This is a genomic window from Candidatus Delongbacteria bacterium (assembly GCA_020634015.1).
Classification (GTDB): domain Bacteria; phylum CAIWAD01; class CAIWAD01; order CAIWAD01; family CAIWAD01; genus JACKCN01.
Genome location: JACKCN010000003.1, coordinates 395,753 through 413,076, shown reverse-complemented (window position 1 = coordinate 413,076; position 17,324 = coordinate 395,753). Strand labels below are relative to the sequence as shown.

The 17,324-nt window shown below is 61.4% G+C and carries 13 protein-coding genes; 2 read left to right on the top strand and 11 right to left on the bottom strand.

Annotation, left to right across the window (positions count from 1 at the left end; all coding sequences use genetic code 11):
• Positions 1 to 61: 61 nt before the first annotated feature.
• Positions 62 to 1,372 (top strand): glycosyltransferase, encoded by a 1,311-nt coding sequence (locus H6678_08425; protein MCB9473820.1) that lies wholly within the window; start codon positions 62 to 64, stop codon positions 1,370 to 1,372.
• Between the two features lie 10 nt (positions 1,373 to 1,382).
• Here the strand turns inward: H6678_08425 and H6678_08420 are convergent, their stop codons facing one another.
• From H6678_08420 to H6678_08390, 7 genes are all read right to left on the bottom strand, one after another.
• Positions 1,383 to 2,234 (bottom strand): hypothetical protein, encoded by an 852-nt coding sequence (locus H6678_08420; GenBank protein MCB9473819.1) that lies wholly within the window; start codon positions 2,232 to 2,234, stop codon positions 1,383 to 1,385.
• Positions 2,231 to 2,917: an ATP-binding cassette domain-containing protein gene (locus tag H6678_08415; GenBank protein MCB9473818.1), complete on the bottom strand. Its 687-nt coding sequence runs from the start codon at positions 2,915 to 2,917 to the stop codon at positions 2,231 to 2,233. The genes H6678_08420 and H6678_08415 overlap by 4 nt, the downstream gene beginning before the upstream one ends.
• A complete protein-coding gene (locus H6678_08410; protein ID MCB9473817.1) occupies positions 2,914 to 3,732 on the bottom strand; it encodes a class I SAM-dependent methyltransferase in 819 nt (272 codons plus the stop codon). The genes H6678_08415 and H6678_08410 overlap by 4 nt, the downstream gene beginning before the upstream one ends.
• Positions 3,729 to 4,751 carry a 4-hydroxythreonine-4-phosphate dehydrogenase PdxA gene (locus tag H6678_08405; GenBank protein ID MCB9473816.1) on the bottom strand — a complete coding sequence of 341 codons (1,023 nt, stop codon included), beginning with the start codon at positions 4,749 to 4,751 and terminating at the stop codon, positions 3,729 to 3,731. The genes H6678_08410 and H6678_08405 overlap by 4 nt, the downstream gene beginning before the upstream one ends.
• On the bottom strand, positions 4,738 to 5,757 hold the full coding sequence (dusB, locus tag H6678_08400) for a tRNA dihydrouridine synthase DusB (GenBank protein MCB9473815.1): 1,020 nt from the start codon (positions 5,755 to 5,757) through the stop codon (positions 4,738 to 4,740). Before dusB ends, H6678_08405 begins: the two co-directional genes overlap by 14 nt.
• Before the next feature lie 104 nt (positions 5,758 to 5,861).
• Complete coding sequence (locus H6678_08395; GenBank protein ID MCB9473814.1) at positions 5,862 to 8,543, bottom strand: patatin-like phospholipase family protein; 2,682 nt, start codon at positions 8,541 to 8,543, stop codon at positions 5,862 to 5,864.
• Between the two features lie 170 nt (positions 8,544 to 8,713).
• Complete coding sequence (locus H6678_08390; protein ID MCB9473813.1) at positions 8,714 to 9,835, bottom strand: lamin tail domain-containing protein; 1,122 nt, start codon at positions 9,833 to 9,835, stop codon at positions 8,714 to 8,716.
• Between the two features lie 455 nt (positions 9,836 to 10,290).
• Here H6678_08390 and rpsD point away from each other — a divergent pair, with 455 nt between their 5' ends.
• Positions 10,291 to 10,911 (top strand): 30S ribosomal protein S4, encoded by a 621-nt coding sequence (rpsD, locus tag H6678_08385; GenBank protein ID MCB9473812.1) that lies wholly within the window; start codon positions 10,291 to 10,293, stop codon positions 10,909 to 10,911.
• A gap of 97 nt (positions 10,912 to 11,008) precedes the next feature.
• On the opposite strand, the gene H6678_08380 is transcribed toward rpsD, so the two are convergent.
• From H6678_08380 to H6678_08365, 4 genes are all read right to left on the bottom strand, one after another.
• Positions 11,009 to 12,802 (bottom strand): sigma-54-dependent Fis family transcriptional regulator, encoded by a 1,794-nt coding sequence (locus tag H6678_08380; protein ID MCB9473811.1) that lies wholly within the window; start codon positions 12,800 to 12,802, stop codon positions 11,009 to 11,011.
• An 8-nt stretch (positions 12,803 to 12,810) separates the two neighbouring features.
• Positions 12,811 to 13,836, bottom strand: a complete 1,026-nt coding sequence (locus tag H6678_08375; protein MCB9473810.1) for a hypothetical protein — start codon at positions 13,834 to 13,836, stop codon at positions 12,811 to 12,813.
• A gap of 205 nt (positions 13,837 to 14,041) precedes the next feature.
• Positions 14,042 to 16,915 carry a VWA domain-containing protein gene (locus tag H6678_08370; protein ID MCB9473809.1) on the bottom strand — a complete coding sequence of 958 codons (2,874 nt, stop codon included), beginning with the start codon at positions 16,913 to 16,915 and terminating at the stop codon, positions 14,042 to 14,044.
• Positions 16,916 to 16,976: 61 nt separating this feature from the next.
• The gene (locus H6678_08365; GenBank protein ID MCB9473808.1) at positions 16,977 to 17,324 is read right to left on the bottom strand and encodes a hypothetical protein; all 348 of its coding nucleotides are present in this window, start codon (positions 17,322 to 17,324) and stop codon (positions 16,977 to 16,979) included.

Sequence of the window (17,324 nt, the reverse complement as noted above, 5' to 3'; positions counted from 1 at the left end):
TACATTGCACGACGCATGCGGGAAAAACGGACCAGGCACGTGCAATGAACCCAGGGACAGGATGAGCGAGAAGAGTCAAGGGGCCTTGCCCCATCTGCTGTTGATCGTATACGATTTTCCACCGTTCGTGGGTGGCGGAGCCGTGGTACGCATGGTGAAACTGGCCAAGTACCTGCATGCCATGGGGCATCCGGTGACCGTGCTGACCGGTGGCTTCGAGTCGCGCTATGCCGACCCGGGCATCCAGGACGAGCTGACCGGGATCCGAGTCGAACATGCCGCGGCCCATCCGGTGACGCCCGATGTGCATGACCTGACCCCGCGCCCCCGGCACCTGCGCCTGGCTGGAATGATCCTGCGCAGCGTGGTGCCCTTTCCCGACAACCGCTTCCGCTACCTGCCCGCATTTCTGGATCACGCGACGCGTCTGATCCGGGAAACGGGCAGCCAGCTGGTGCTGATCACCAATCCACCTTCGTCCATGGGTCTGCTGGCACCACTGCTGCGCCGGCGCTTTCCCGAGCTGCCCATCGTGCTGGATTACCGGGACATGTGGGCCCTGGACCCACTGATGACCCCCAAGACCCGCTGGTACCAGTTCACCCAGAAGATCCTTGAACGCTGGACCATCGCACACGCCGACCGCGTGGTCTCGGCCACTCCCGCCTACGCCGACTGGTTCGCCAGCCAACTGAAGTCGCCCGAGCGCAGCCTGGTGATCACCAACGGCTACGACGAGGCGGACTTCGATTTCGAGCCGGAACCCGTGCGCCCCGACAAGCTTGTCTTCGCGTATGCGGGCACCACCGGGGGCGTGAGCGGGCCCTGGGTCTTCGATTCGATCTTTCAGGCCTTTGACGATCTGCTGCGCGAGCGTCCCGAGCTGGACTCCCGCCTGGTGATCCGGTTCATCGGGGCCATCAGCCAGGACCTGCTGAAGGCCAAAGCTCGCTTCGACTGCGGCCGCTTTTTCGAGCTGGATGGATTCGTGACTCACCGGGTGGCCCTGCAGCGGCTCTCGGGTTGCGATGTGCTGATCAACAACCTGTTTCACCTGCCGCACACGGCCCTGATCTATCCGGGCAAGACCTTCGAATACCTGCGTCTGGGCAAGCCGATGCTGGTGACCGCGCCGGACGGCATCCTGCGCCAATTGGTGCGCGACAACACGCTGGGCGAAGAGTGTGTGGGCAATGATTCGGCGCAGATTCTGCCCGCCCTGCGACGCCTCGTGGATCACTGCCGCGAGCCCGGCTACTACAATACGGGCAATCCGGATGTGTACACACGCTTCGAGCGTGGAGCCCTGGCGCGAGCCTATCGACAGATCCTGATGGAGTGCATTGCCGAGCGGAAAGCCGGGCAGCGGTAGGCGGCGAGGTTCAGTCCCGGTCGTAGGCACGGCGCACGTGCTGTTCCAGCGAGCGCCATTCCAGCAGCGGCAGCAACAGGGCGGCCGGGGGCAGCAGAAAGACCAGCGGCACCGGCGAGGTCAACTGCAGGTTCCAGCGGGTGGCCAGCGCGATCTGGCACACGCAGAATACCCAGGCCAGCAGGGCGGGCAGCAGTCCCTGGATCACGGCGGTCAATTGCAGCGGAGCGCGGATCCGGGCCGGCGAGGCCCCCAGCAGGGCCATCACGCGCAGCTCGCGGCTCCAGTTGCGCAGCATCGAGCGCCAGGCCAGCCGCAGCAGAATCGCGTTGAGCGCCAGCAGCAGCACCAGACTGGCCGCCAGCCACAATGCCAGACTCTGCAGTCTTTCGCCCACCCGCTCGAGCAGGCCCCGGCTGTAGCGCACCTCCTCCACGGCGGGTTGTGTGCCAAGCCAGTCCAGCTGGGCTTCCATGCGTTCCAGCTCGCCACCCAGCGGCAGGCGCAATTCCACCGACCACGGAAACGGGTTCTCCCCCAGCAGGGCCTGCGGGTCCTGACCGAAGGCCTCGCGGAACTGGGCGGCCGCCTCCTCGGGGGATACCAGCGCACGCCATTCAAGTTGATCCAGGCTGTCCACCAGCGAATGCAAAGCCAGGCGTTCGGCTTCGCTCACATCGGGGTGCAGGTAGATGTCCGCGGGCACCTGGCGGAAGGCTCCGCTCATCAGCTGGTGACTGCTGCCCACCAGCAACAGCAGCTGGAACAGCAACAGCCAGCCCAGGCCCATGCCCAGCATCAGCAGGCCGGAGGAGGTGCGCGAGCGCCGCGTGATGCGCAGGGCTTCGGCAAGCAGGTTCATGGCCGACTCCCGGGGGCCGCGCTCAGCCGTCCGTGATCCATGCGCAGCACGCGCCCTTCTCCGCTGCCCAGCAGCTCGTCGTCATGGGTGGTCATCAGAATGGCCGTGCCAGCACGTCTCAGTTCGAGAAGCTGCTGGAACAGATCCTGACGAATCTCTCGCGGCAGGTTGCCCAGCGGTTCGTCCAGCAACAGCGCATCGGGGTTGCCGCTGAGCGCCAGTGCCAACTGGGCGCGCCGCCCTTCGCCCGTGGACAGGGTGGCCGGTTTCTGGTCCTGCAGACCCAGCAGCCCCAGTCGCCCCAGCAATTGCAGACGCTCGCGGCGACGGGCTCCCGCCGTGACACCCCGGGCGGCCAGCGCGAAGTCCAGATTCTCGCGCAGGCTGCGATCGGCCAGCAGGCTGCCCCGGTGATCCACGATGCCGATGCGCCGGCGATAGGCGGCCAGCGCCGAGAGAGGCGTGCGCAACACGGCGGACTGGCGGAAGAGCAAACGCCCCGAAGCCGGACTCAGGCTGCCCGCCAGCAGATCCAGCAGGGTGGATTTGCCAGCGCCCGAGGGGCCCGCCAGCAGCAGCAGCTCGCCGGGGCGCAGTTGCAGGTCCAGCGGCCCCACGCCGAATCCACCGGGATAGCGGAAAGCCAATCCGCGTGCTTCAAGCAGAGGGGATCCGCTGGTCATCGCGGGGTACTTTCGTCGGTCCGTGTCGCGCTGGAATCCGGATCCATGCGTGTCACGAAATGGACCCGGTCGTTGGCTTCGCTGCCGGGGCCCAGTCCAAACTCGCCGTGGCAGCCCAGTACCTGCAGACCCGCCTGAGCACAGCAGGCACGCACCTCGTCCAGGCTGTAGATCCGCTGGGTGTGGACTTCCTTGACCTGGCGTCCCCGCTGCTCGTCGCGAATGGTGAAATGGTTGGTGTGCAGGGCCGTGCGCTCGTCAAAGGCCGTTTCGCGCGTCCAGCTGAACGCCCCGCTGCGCCCGTTCTCGACCCGACCATTGAAGTGGCGCACGCTGTTGGCGCGCGTGCAGACATCAAAGATCAGCAGCCCGCCGGGGGCCAGGCGCGAGCCCAGATTGTGCAGGGCGCGGGTCAGGCGCTCGGGAGTGGTCAGGTAGTTCACACTGTCGTACAGGCAGCTCAGCAGTTCCACGGGGCGCGCGGGGCCGTCCTGTTCCAGATCGCCCACGCTCAGCACCACCTTGGGACGCAGGTTGGCCAGGCGCTGGCGAGCCTTCTCGAGCATCTGGGGCGAACGGTCCATGCCGCCCAGCCACTCCATGCCCACGCCATCCACTTCCGCCAGCAGCCGTCCCGTGCCGCAGGCGGCATCGAAGTGACTCAGGGGCGGACGCTGGCCGTGACGGTAACACAGACGCTCCAGCAGGGCCGCCCAGCCGGGGTAGTCCACGTGATCCATCAGCCGGTCGTAGAAACTGGCGATCAGGGAGTAAGGATCGGCGTGGGAGCCGCGGCGCGCGGATGAGGGACTCACGCTGGTTCCTCGGTCTTTCGGGGGGCATTTCGTGCCCGCAGCAGTCGGGTGGCGGTGGCCAGCGCCGTGATCATGCTGGCCGGATCGGCTTGGCCCTTGCCAGCAATGTCGAAGGCGGTGCCGTGATCGGGCGACACCCGCACGAAGGGCAGGCCAAGGGTCAGATTGACCCCCTGTCCTCCTTCCACCAGCTTGAAAACCGGCAGCCCCTGGTCGTGGTACATCGCCAGAAAGCGCCCGTGTCCGCGCGCCAGGGCCGCGTCAGCCGGCCAGGGACCACTTGCCGGAAGCCCGCCGGCGCGCAGCCCGGCGATGCAGGGTGCCAGCAGGTCACGGTCGGCGGTGCCGATGGCGCCGCCGTCGCCAGCGTGTGGATCCAATCCCAGCACGCGCAACTCGTCATCGATCCCGTGGTCGCGCAGAAAGGCGCAGGCCAGACGGATCTTGTGTTCCAGGGTGGACGCGGTCACGGCAGCGGCCACATCCTTGATCGGAAGGTGGTTGCAAAGCAGACCCACGCTCAGGCGTGGACCGTGCATCCACATCAGCCCGGGCCCCTTGCCCCCACGCTCTTCCAGGTATTCGGTGTGTCCCGGCCAGCGGAATCCCGCCTCATGCATGGCCAGCTTGTGGATCGGCGCGGTCACCAGCGCGCGTTGCCCGGGATTCTCGAGCACCAGATCCACGGCCCGCTCGAGGCTGCGCCAGGCCAGCAGACCACTGTGTGCGTCCACTGCCGCCGCTGCAGGAAAGCGGACTGCGGGCCAACCCGGTTCGTCGGGCAGACACCACAGGCCCTTTTCCGGTGGTTCGGCGTCGGCGTGCCACACCCGGGGCCGCCACTCACGGGGTGCCTGCAACACGCCCAGCCATGCCCTGGCCAGGCCGAAGGGGAGAGCCAGCAGCACGGGAAGATCGCTGGCACCCGCGGCAAGCGCCTTCAGCAGGATTTCCCCGCCAATGCCTCCGGGGTCCCCGCAGGACACCACGATCATGTGACGGTTCTCAGGCTGTGGCACGGTCGTCGCCCGGACAGTCGGCCAGCAGTTCCTCGCGCAGCAAGGCAAGGCGGTCGCGGATGGGCTGGACCTCGGCAAGCTGCATCAGCTCGCCGCGCAGCACACGGATGTTGTGGTAGTTCTTCAGATAACTGGCGTACATCTTGCGCATTTCCAGCACGGCGCGCGCCTCGCCCTTGTGTTCCACGCTCTCGTCCAGATGGCTCTCCAGCACATCCAGGCGATCCAGCAGGTCGGGCACTGGCAGATGCTGGCCATGATCCAGCCAGGCGCGGCAGTCGCGGAAGATCCAGGGATTGTGAATCGCGGCCCGGCCGATCATCACGGCGGCCACCCCGGTCTGCTCGAACATGCGCTGGGCGTCTTCGGGACTGGCCACATCGCCATTGCCGATCACAGGAATCTCGAGGGCTTCGCGCACCCGGGCGATCGCTTCCCAGTCCGCCTGCCCCAGATACTTCTGGCAGCGCGTGCGACCGTGGATGGCCACACCGGCCACACCCAGGTCCTGCAGACGGCGGCACACATCCACCACATTGCGCGAGCCGTCGTCCCAGCCCAGGCGCAGCTTGCAGGTCACCGGCAGACTCACCGCGCGGCGCACGGCACTCACGATGCTGTAGATGATTTCCGGTTCGCGCATCAGTTGTGACCCGCAGCCACCGCCCGTGACCTTCTTGGCCGGGCAGCCGAAGTTGATGTCCACCAGCTCCGGGTTGTTGGCTTCGGCGATGCGAGCGGCATTGGCCATGCGCCCGGGGTCGCGTCCGTAGATCTGGATGCCCACCGGGCGCTCGTCCTCGGCGATGCGGATCTTGCGTTCGGTATTGCCCGCCAGCCGCACCAGACCTTCGCTGCTGGTGAATTCGGTAAAGACCATGCTGGCTCCCAGACGACGGCAGATGCGCCGGAAGGGCAGCTCGCTGTAACCCTCCATGGGTGCCAGCATCACCGCGTTCTCCAAGCGAACATTTCCTACCTGCCAGATGCGCGTGGGTGTCAGCATGCCTGTTCCTGCCTGTGGACGTCAATGGGTCAGCGCTGCCAAGCAAGAATTGCACGGGCAGACTGTCAAGCGTTGCTCTGAGTCTGAGGGGCGTGAGTGGGAGTTCAGTCGAACGTGAAGCCCAGTTCGGTCCAGAGAACCCAGCGGGAATCTCCGGGTTGCCGGTCCAGGGCCAGGGAGACCCCGGCCAGCAGCGGGCCGGCCACACTGTTCAGCGCCAGATACATGGCCGCTTCCTGACGCAGGTCCTCGCGCTTGAGCTGGAACTGGGCCCGGTCGTTGACCATGACCAGATGCCAACTGCTGCCCAGCTGCCACGCACCAAGACGGTTCTCGGAGATCAGCCGGCGCAGTTCCAGACCGGTCCCCAGCAACTGGGCCCCCTGCCACTCACCCGGACGCAAGGTCGCCAGCATGTCGCCACCGCCGATGCGTGAGCGATCCAGGGCCGGGGGGCTGTCGGCGAACTCGTAGATCAGGGTGGCGTGCCCGGTGGTCCGTCCCAGGCTGCGCCAGGAATCGAAGCGCGAGCGGAACTGCAGCCAGCTGGCGTCCGCCCCCAGGGATTTGAGAGTATTGGTCAGGCTCACGACGTGATACTCGCCCCGGCGCGGCAGTCCCAGCTGATCGCGGGAATCCACCACGCTCTGCAGTTCCAGGCCGAAGGCCCGCAGGTCGCTGGATCCGCGCTCGCCCTCTTCGGACAGATCCCGCGCGCTCAGCCCCACGTACACGGTTCCCAGGCCGGGCCACTGGCGACCGAGACTGAGTGCTCCGCCGTGGGTCTCCTGTTCCACGCGCGCCAATCCATCGGCCAGACTGGAGTCGCGCCAGTGATACAGCTCCTGAACGCTGCGCAGTTCCAGTCGCGCCGTCCAGAGGCTGCTGAACAGGCGATCGCTCTCGAAGGTCACCCGACTGGTTTCACCCACGGCGCCATAGGAGTAGTACAGGGTGCCCCGCAGAAAGCCGCCCAGCAGGCGTTCGTTGTCCAGTTCCAGGAAGGCGCGGCCCTCGCGTGCGCTGCTGTAGTGCAGACCGGCGCGCAACACGGGCCAGACCCGCTCGACCACACGGATCTCGACCACATTGCGGTCCTCTTCGCGCTCCAGTCCCATCTGCACCTGCTCGAAGAGGCCACTGGCGTGCAGGCGCCGGATGCGCGACTCGGCCACATCCAGCCTGAAGACTTCTCCTGCGCGCGGGCTGAACTCGGCCAGCACCCGGCGTTTGGAAACCCGGGAGAGGCCTTCGACGCGTACCGTCTCCACGTGCCCCGGATCGATGAAGATGTCCAGCCGTGTGCCATCCAGCCGCAGACTGTCCACGCGCGCCAGAGTGTAGCCCGCATAGCGCAGGTCTTCCAGCAAGGAATCGAGCCGGGCGTCCAGGGTCTTGCGCCCGAGAGGGCCATTGACTGGCCCGAGATCGGGAAGGGTCAGGCCCTCGAGCCCGCGATGCACCTGCAGATGCACACTCTCGACCCGCGGCCAGAGTTCCGCGTCGACCCTGAGGACCCACCCGCTTTCCCGGTCTTCGCCCTGCAGCTCTTCCAGCTTCCAGTGTGACCAGCGGAAACGCTCCTCACTGCAGGCGGCACGCAGCAGGCTGTCCAGTGCACTGCGCTCAAGACTGTCGGAGGACTCGGGCAGCACTCCGGAAAGCTCACGGGCATCGCCTTCGAGGATCAGACCCCGCCAGCCCGGAATCCGGCTCCGCGGGCGTGTCACACCTTCCAGGGATGCGCGCAACTCGTCCAGGTGTTCCGCCATGGCCCGGTAGCCTGCTTCGACCAGGCTGTCGATGCCCTCGATGCTCTCCAGGGTGCTGTGGCCGATGCGGGGACGAACCACCAGGTCGGCCATCTCGAACGCGCGCCGATTGGGGTCGGCCTGCATGATGCTGACGACCTGGTCGGCCACTTCCCAGGCCTCGTTGATCTCGCTGCGCAGACGCAAGGGACTGGTGGAATCCACCACCAGAACCCTGTCGGCACCCATCTCGCGTGCCACATTCACCGGCACATTGTTGCTGATGCCACCGTCCACCAGCAGCAGGGTGTCCAGCACGACCGGGCTGAACAGCAGGGGAACCGACATCGAGGCGCGGATCGCCTCGGCCAGATCGCCTTCGGCGAAACTCACCATCTTCCCCGTGATCAGGTCGGTGGCGATGGCGCGGTAGGGCAGTTCCAGACGATCGAAGTCACCAAAACACTGCATGGGTGCCCGGTAGAAGAGCCTGCCAAGGATCTCGCGCACTTTCTGACCCGTGGAGAAGGAACGGATCCACTGGGGTCTGAAGCCGTCGAATCGCACCTGCAGCAAGTGCCGGTCAGCGATCTCCTTGGCACCCGTGTACATGTCCAGGCGGTTGGGTGAATCGTTGAAGAGTTCGTCCCAGGTCAGGGGCGACAGCTCGTCACGGATCTGCTCGGGAGAGTAGCCGGAACAGTACAACCCGCCGACCAGCGCCCCCATCGAAGTTCCCACCACACAGTAGAGCGGAATCCCCGCATCTTCCAGCGCGCGCAGGGCACCGATCTGGGCGAACCCCCGCCCTCCGCCACCGGTGAGAACCAGCCCGAGCCGGGGTGAGCCGGGATCGGGAATGCTGCCGGGAAGGGTGGGGCCGGGATCGGTGAGGGGCTGATTGCTGAATCCGCCCTGGGCGATCACGCGCAATACGGAACCAGTCTCGACGCGCGGAGAGAGCGCGGCATCCTGGCAGTGTGCGGACACGGCGCAAACCAGCAGAATCAGGAACAGCAGTCCCCCGGGTCGCACTGCCGATCCCCGGGACGCATGCACAAGGTGGGCAGGAAACACACCGGCCTTTCTGGGCTGGAACACATCGTCAGGTCAGCAGGATCGGATCGCCGACCGGTCGCATTCTAGCAGTATTGCCAGTGGATCAAAAGGCCCCGCACACCGGCCCGGGCGTGCGGGGCCGGGCCTCAGCGGGCCAGGATCAGTTTCAGTACCGAAGCGCCTCCTCCTGGGCCACGCAGCACGGCGAAATACAGTCCGCCCGCCTGCCCGTCCAGCTCGAGCGGCAGAGTGTGGGAACCCGCTGACAGTTCCCCCAGCTCCAGATGCCGCACTCGCCGGCCAGCCAGATCGTGCAGATCCATGCTCACGCTGCCCGCCCGGGCCAGCTCGAAGTTGAGCAGGGTGCCGGGATTGAAGGGATTGGGCCATGCCGCCAGCAGGCGTGTGCTTTGCGGAAGGCTTCCCGAATCACCCGCGATGCGGTAGGGCCCGCCGAGACGGTCCAGCCGCCCGTCGATGCGTCGCACATCGATCCAGTACTCCCGGGATTGGCCGTGCCAGTCGTGATCGGTGAAGGCATACCGGCCCTGCCCCTCGCCGATGGCCAGCTCCGCCAGCAGGCGTTCGCTGCCCGACTGGTCGCGAGTCCGGATCTCGAACTGGGTGCCGCTGCCGTCAAAGGACCACTGCAACACGGGCAGCCCGCCCTCAAGGCGCAGGCCGGGGGCCATCAGCTCCCCCACCGCGGTGGACGTTTCGCCCGCCACCGGGTCCGCTTCGTCGATCCAGTCCTGGGGGCCATTGCCCGCGGAAATCCTGCGCAGCGAATGCCCCTCCTCCACATCCATGGTGAAACTCTCGGCCGGCCAGATGCCCGCTTCCACCGCCTGGCTTTCCCAGCTGTGTCCGGTGCTGCCGTACTGCATCCAGTCCACCAGATTTTCCGTGGTCTGCTCTTCGGCGGCCCAGAGCCCCACGAAGCCGTGGGTGTTGCCCATGTTGGTGCCGTTCTGGAACCACAGCTCCAGTCCATCCGGCAACTGGGCCGCCGGAGCGTTGGTATGCACGGCCAGCACGGCACCCGCGGGCACTTCGATGGCGGGCAGCACCAGGTTGGGCCCGCCCGCATCCAGCAACCAGCCCTGCAGGTTCACGGTCTCGCTGCCCATGTTGTGAATCTCGACCCACTCCGCACCGCTGTCGCTGCCCTGCGGGTCATAGAAGACTTCTCCCAGACGAACCTGCGCCTGGACCAGCATGGGAGCCAGCAGCATCCAGAGTGCGCCCTGACCGGATCTCAATCTCATTGCTCATTCCTTCCTGTGAATCACCTTGGCCCACACAGGGGCCGGAAAAAGGCAGCACCGAAGTGCTGCCACCCCGTTCCAGACAGAGACGGCGGGACTAGGGCGGGTGCAACCAGGGCGGTGTCGGCATGGGTTTCCTTTCAACCGTGCCCCATTGCCGGGGCGACAGCCAAGGAAAAGCAAGCCCGATGCCAGATCGAACGCACGAAATATCAATGACTTGGAGTCCAGTCCTGGCCGTGGATTCCAGCAGGCCAGAATTGCGGATGAGTTTCGGGAGACGAACGGCGGGCGCCGTTGGCGCGGTCTCCGGCGGGCGGGTTGAGAGGACGTCTTGCAAGAGGGCAAGCCATGCTCTATCTTGCGCGGTTCGTCATTCAATCAATGGGTAGCTCCCCGGCCAGGCCTGGGGCTCCGGAACCACGCCGCAAGGCGGAAATTCTCAGGAGGAGAATATGTCTCGTTACCGTGGACCCAAGAAGCGGCTTTGCCGCCGCTTCGGGACAAACCTCTACGGTTATCGGAAAAGTCCGCTGGATCACAAGGGCTACGCCCCTGGCCAGCACGGTCAGAACCGCCGCTTCAAGAAGAGCGAGTACGGTCTGCACCTCGACGAGAAGCAGAAATTCCGTGCTTTCTACGGAATGATCTCGGAGAAGCAGTTCCGTGCCACCTTCGATCGCGCGCGTCGCAGCCGTGCCGGTGTGACCGGTGAAGTCTTCGTGGGCATGCTCGAGAGTCGTCTGGACATGATCTGCGTGCGCATGAACTTCGCACCCAATGTCTGGTCCGGCCGTCAGATCGTGACCCATGGCCACATCGAGGTCAACGGACAGAAGGTGGACATTCCGTCCTACGAAGTGAAGCCCGGCGACACGGTCAGCGTGCGTCCGCGCAGCCGCAAGATCCCCGTGATCATGCACCACTTCTTCGGCAGCAAGATCACCCCGCCGCCCTATGTCACCGTCGAGAGCGACTCCTTCACGGGCAAGCTCGACCACTTCCCCGAGCGCCACGAAGTGCCCTTCCCCGGCGACTTCCACGAGCAGCTGGTGGTGGAGTACTATTCGCGCTGAGCGCGGATATCCGCAGAATGCATCAGGGCCTTTCCCCGCGGGAAAGGCCCTGTTCTCTTTCATGCAATTGGGCGAGGCCGGGTTACGAAAGCTGGCTTCAGCGCGAGGATCCGGCAGTATCCGAGTCCTGCTGTTGCTGGCGGCGCATCCAGCGATACACGGTGCGCTCGCTGATCTTCAGACGCCGGGCCGTCTCGCGCGTGTCGCGGTTGCAGCGTTCCAGCATTTCCTGCACCACCCGGGCCGTGTAACGGTTCACTTCTTCATCCAGGTCAAGCACATCGCGCTGCAGGTCCGGGGCCCAGCCGCCTCCCGCGCGCATGTTCAGGGGAATGCCGCGATCGAAACTCAGATCCTCAGGGCCGATCTCCAGCGTGGCCGCATGCCAGGCCCGGTCCACCAGATTCAGCAGTTCGCGCACATTGCCCGGCCAGTCATGGGCCAGCAGGCGCTGCTCGGCTTCCGCGGCCAACAGTTTGTGACTGCCATGGAACAGGTTCAGCTCCGCAATCCGGCAGCGCGCCAGCTGGAGTACATCGTTGCCGCGGCTGGCCAGAGGGGGCAGGTCGATGACGACGGTACCCAGCCGGTGATACAGCTCGTGACGGAAACGATGGTCCTGGCTCAGGTCCTGGTTGGTGGCGGCGATCACGCGCACGTTGGCCTGTTCCAGCACCGTGGAGCCGACTCGCCGGAACTGGCCGCTGTCAAGGAAGCGGAACAGATTGGCCTGTGCATCCAGCGGCAGTTCTCCCACCTCATCCAGAAAAAGGGTACCCGCGTGGGCTTCGTGCACGAATCCCGCCGCATCCTGACTGGCCCCGGTGAAGGCACCACGGCGGTGTCCGAACAGGCGGGCTTCGGCCAGTGGCGACCCCAGGTGGTAACAGTTGACCGGTACGAAACTGCGGTCGCGCCGATGGCTGGCCAGGTGCAGAGCCAGAGCCACCAGTTCCTTGCCGGTGCCCGATTCGCCTCGAATGATCACGTTGAGATCGCTGGTCGCGTAGAGATCGATCATTTCGCGCACACGCCCGATGCCCGCGCTGTCGCCCACCATCCCATGCCTGCGTGAGACAAGGATCGCGGGGGGGCGCGAGCTTTCGAACATCAGACGCGCGCAGTGTTCCTTCAGTTCGGCAAGGTGGATGCTGGCCAGGTCTTCCAGTTGAGTCATCAACGAGCGCGCCTGCAGATAGACCGCATTGGCGGGCAGCGCGTCGCTGTCCAGGCGCAACCTGAAGTACTTGGTGAGCAGCTTCTCCCGGGTGGTGGAGGCAAGCTGGGTCAGGGTAGCGATGGCGTGCCCGGCGTCGGCCGCCTGACCCTGCTCCAGGAAGTACTCGCAGGCGAGCTGGGTCAGCAGGAAGCGCTGGGTGTCCGCGGACCGCCAGCGTTCGCTGACGATCCGGAATGCTTCGAAATCGTGTGCCAGCAAGGAGACCGCGCTGAACATGTCCAGAGCGATTCCCGAGCACGCCGGATCCCGGAGCACGGCGTGCACACTGGACCAGCGCGAGCCATTGGCACTGGGCGCCAGCGCCAGCGTCCAGATCTCATCCACACCCTGGCTGGCCACACCCAGTGCACGCCAGGCCTCCAGACAGTTGCGGGACAGTTCTGGATCCCTGGTGACCAGACTCCAGAAGCCGATGTTGAGCAGGCTGGATGAGCGGTACTCCAGCGTGAGGGCTTCGTCCGTGGCAAGCCGCTTGTACACGGCGATCGCCTGCTCAGCCTGACCGGATTTCCACTGGAGTCGGGCCCAATAGTACTCGAGGATCGGCCGTTCTCCTTCGCCAGCCTCCTCGAGGTCGGAAAGGTACGCGGCCAGAAATCCTCCCGGATCTCCCGCCTCGTAACATCGCAGACACTGAAACTTCTCGAGCAAAGACTCCATTACTCGACCCATTCACCTAGGTGAGCCACCACCTGAACGAAGCGCCGGGACCCCAGGGGAGCGGGGATCACAAAGTCAAAGGCCTCCTGCCTGATCCGCTCAGCCTGGCTGAAATCGTAGGGATCATCCGAAAGCAACAGGCTGTAACTCGAGGGAGTGCAGGGAAAACCATTCTCGGTCATCGTGGGAGTCGTGCCGGTCAACGGCACTTCATCACCGCCCGACTCGATGAGGATCACGGTCTTGAGGGGACGTTCCAGGGGGCGCCAGGGCAGAAGCACGGGGCTTTGCTGCTGGAAGTCGCCCTCCAGACGCAGGACATTCTCGACGTAACACTCGTGCAGGGTCAGCAGGCTGCCCGGGTAGCCATCGACGGACTTGATGCGGCTGCCGCTGAAATCACAGTGCAGCAGCTCGGTGGTGGCGGGTGCGCTCTGGTAATCGAGTCCGGTCCAGTTGGACTGGAAACTGAGACCGTCAAGCCCCAGCAGGTCTCCCCCCTCGACCAGGATGCCTGTCTCGTTGCTGAGAAACAGGCTGTGCGTCACGGTCAGCTGCCCTTGCTGCAGCAGGATGCCCCGGTGCGCATTGCAGAAGGCGGAGCTGTCGATGAGCACCTGTGACTGCTCATGGGTGATCGTCAGCGGATCTCCAGGCCCGGCCATCACGGTGTGGTGCAGTTCCAGGGTTCCGCCGGCCACGATGATGGACAGGGACAGGTTCTCGGCATGCACATGTTCAAGGATCAGTTCACTGCCGACGGGCACCGTCAGCACGGTGGAGGCGGCGCTGGTACTGATCACATCCAGTCCGTTGAAATGCACCGTGCCGGGGGCCAGCAGCAGGTCGGCCAGGTCCAGCAGGCGGTGTCCGGAGTCCCCGTGCACCACAAGAGTGTCGATGCCTGCCATGCTGACGGGGGCCAGGGCTTCGACGTCCGCGGTGCTCAAGGTCAGTTGGGATGCATGCGCCGACAGGACGGCGGAGGCGGTCGCCAGGGCGATGGCGAAGGGCAGCAGCTTCATGGCAATTCCTGATTTGTGTGATGAGGGTGGCAAGTTAACCGCTGCACTCCGTTCGGCGAAAGCAAAAAGTGCCTGCTTCGGAATTCCTTTGAGGAGGTGTCCAGAGAACTGGACACTCTGCCTTGAGGGATTAGGCAGGAGAACTCTAAGAACCAATGGCCCGGATTTCGGGGATGGTTACAAAGATATCAGGCAAGCTGCAATGCTATTTGATCAACAGTAACTTCCTTTGTGTAGCATTATCTAAATCATCTCTTGCAACAAGAAAATAGACTCCACTTGATAGATTCTTGAAATCTAGCGCTAATCGATGTGTTCCAGGGTTGAAGTTTTCACGGTCAATCACAGTAAGTACTTTTTGACCTAAAACATTGAACAAATCAGCATTAATAACCGCCGCGCGAGAAACAGTCAATTCAATCCGAGTACGCATGTTGAATGGATTAGGGAAAGCACTCCCCAAATGAAAGCCCAACCTTTCCTCTTTGTCATTAACAGCAAGCATCCCTTCAAAGGCAACAATTATCTGACGCTGAAATCCATTTGCAACATCGTTGACTGTAACTGCCGTGTTAAATTGAAGTTCAGAGTTAACATTGAACTGCGCATATCCAATATGCTCTAAGCCATCTTGCCATGAGTTTCCTATCTGCAGTAAATCAGGATCTTCACATGTCCACGTATAATTGGGATAATTAATGCCAAATAGTGACTCACAACTCAATAAAATTTGCAAATCACCACTCACTATGTTTACAGTATCGACACCAAGAGGATTACTAAATGTTCTGTCAACATAGACCCCTGGTGTCACACTGGTGAACCCAATACTGCTGTATGTCACCGACAAAGGACTACGAGTCAAATAGGTGGTAGCGCTAACATCCAAGGAGACCGATTCATTATTTCGGTTAGGACTCACATAGGAAAGCCAGTAGAAACTGCCAGCAATGTTTCGTAAAGATCTTTGAATGTTTCGAAACACGGAACGCAACTGCATGTAATCATCAATGAAGTAATTGCCCTCACTCAAGGATTCAAGAAAACTACTATCTACACCACTGCCAACCCCAATGCAAACCACATCGTAACCAGAAACAGCACTAACTGCTTCCTGTTCTGAAAAACTTCCCTGAGTATCCTCACCATCTGTAAGTAGCACAAGTGTACTTAACTGAATACCATCAATTGTCGCATAGTTACTCATAACATTACCAGCGGCTATAACGGCCCCGTAGAGATTCGTGGACGGTGGGCCAAGAGTAATCTGATCCACAGCGTTCAACAAAGCACTTGAATCAGCAGAAAATCCAATGACCTCCACAACACTCTCCGAGAAATAGTAGACAGCAATGCTTTGCTCCTGAAACCTAGATCGAATCACTTGCCGAGCCCCTTCCTTGATCGCGTCGAGGTTCACACCGACAGAAAAACTGTTGTCTAGCATGAGAACTGTTCTAAGATCCAAAGGAATGTCGCCAAGGCTGCCGACCCTAGCAATCGATTCGGTGATCGAGAGGTTGTTGCCATCATCTAGTATTTCATAGTTGCTTACATTCGAAAGCAACTCGATAGGAGAATAGTTTCCCTGAGAGAAATCACGCAATTGAAAGACTGAATTTACAAAGGAAGGGTGTAAAGTATCCGTAAACACTTCAAGAAAGTCTAGATACGGATCTCTGCAGAGCCATCCATAGTTATAGCCTCTCGTCAAAGGAATCTCAAGATCATCAAGATTCCCATCTGTGTCTTCAAAATAGAGATGGAATCCGAAATCAATGTCTTCGTCTTCACCCCCAATAACAGGTACAAGAGTCTTCTCTAAATACTCTCGATTCGTTTCACAGAACTCATCTGAAATGATTGCTTCATCAAGCTGCTGCCCCTCGGCCACAGGATAGATGGACACATAACCAGATTCTTGCATAAACCACTGGAAGTCGTTCAGTGCTCCCTGAGTAAAACTATGCTCAAGAAACACAAACGGATATGCATTTATCGCCCCTACAAGACCGATGCCGGACTCCTGAATAATATCTAAGTAGCCATCTCGATCAAGATCAAACACCAGATTTTGGCTTATTGAAGTACCTGGAGCTGCATGAGTATTCAACCAATCGGGCCCATAAAGCATGAAGGAACCACATAGCAGGTCCATCACACCGTCACTGTTTAAGTCCACAACTATCGGCGCTGGAGCCACATTCCATCCCGAGGGAATCGGAAACTCCACTGATGTTGACCAGCCGCTTCCACCCAATGGTTCTTGATTTTCCTTAATGCAGAAGTATCGTTGGTTGTCACTAAATTGTCGATAACAATAAATCATGTCGTTCCAGTTGTCTGTGTTATAATCAGCGAAAGAATATGAGAGAATTTCAGAGTCGCTTTCATGGATCAATATCTCATTGGGCCTATTGTAGGCTTCTTGGTTATTGATTTGAACATAAATATTGTCGTTAAGATTGTAAGTGATATCGTTGTCGCCATCACTGTCATAATCTGCAGATAGTGGAACTGAGTTTTCGTCAAACCAGCCAGAACTGGTATGGATGTCCATTTGCTGCCATTGACTAATGTTCTCAATCCACTTACTTGGTGACTGTTGTGGATGGGGTACGACAAATGCATCAAAGTCACCATCACTATCGTAGTCAACAACTTCGAGGCTTGGCCAAGGATAGGATGCAGACAACCCCAACGAGTGTACAATCTCATCACTCCAGGAAAACCCCGAGTTAAAACTAATCACAAGTGCAAAGCTATCCTCTTGAACATCAATACGAATGGCATCTAAATCACCATCCCCGTCAAAATCGAAGTAATCATTTTGCCAGAACGTTGCTTGGATTGGGCCATGCAGAATCCAAGAATCAAGATCATTCTCAAGAACTTTTAGGTCAGACCCGGCCTGTGAAATTATGTCGTCATCACCATCACCATCGACGTCTGCTACAATGGTAGGGTGGAACCCACCTGGAATACTAAGGATAGTCGCAGGTACAAATCGATACTCTGAACAATTTGCACTTATTGTGAATAGAATTGACCAAGCTGCAATCCACGATGACTTGTACATTAGATTGGTTCCTCTTCTTAGCGGTTTAGTAATGTTATTAGACTTTGCAATCACCGGAAATCTAAAATCTTAATCCGCCCTCGACCACGATGGACAGCGAAAGGTTCTCGGCGTGCACGTTCTCCAGCACCAGTTCACTGCCGACGGGCACCGTCAGCACGGTGGAGGCGGCGCTGGTACTGATCACATCCAGTCCGTTGAAATGCACCGTGCCGGGGGCCAGCAGCAGGTCGGCCAGGTCCAGCAGGCGGTGTCCGGAGTCCCCGTGCACCACAAGAGTGTCGATGCCTGCCATGCTGACGGGGGCCAGGGCTTCGACGTCCGCGGTGCTCAAGGTCAGTTGGGATGCATGCGCCGACAGGACGGCGGAGGCGGTCGCCAGGGCGATGGCGAAGGGCAGCAGCTTCAT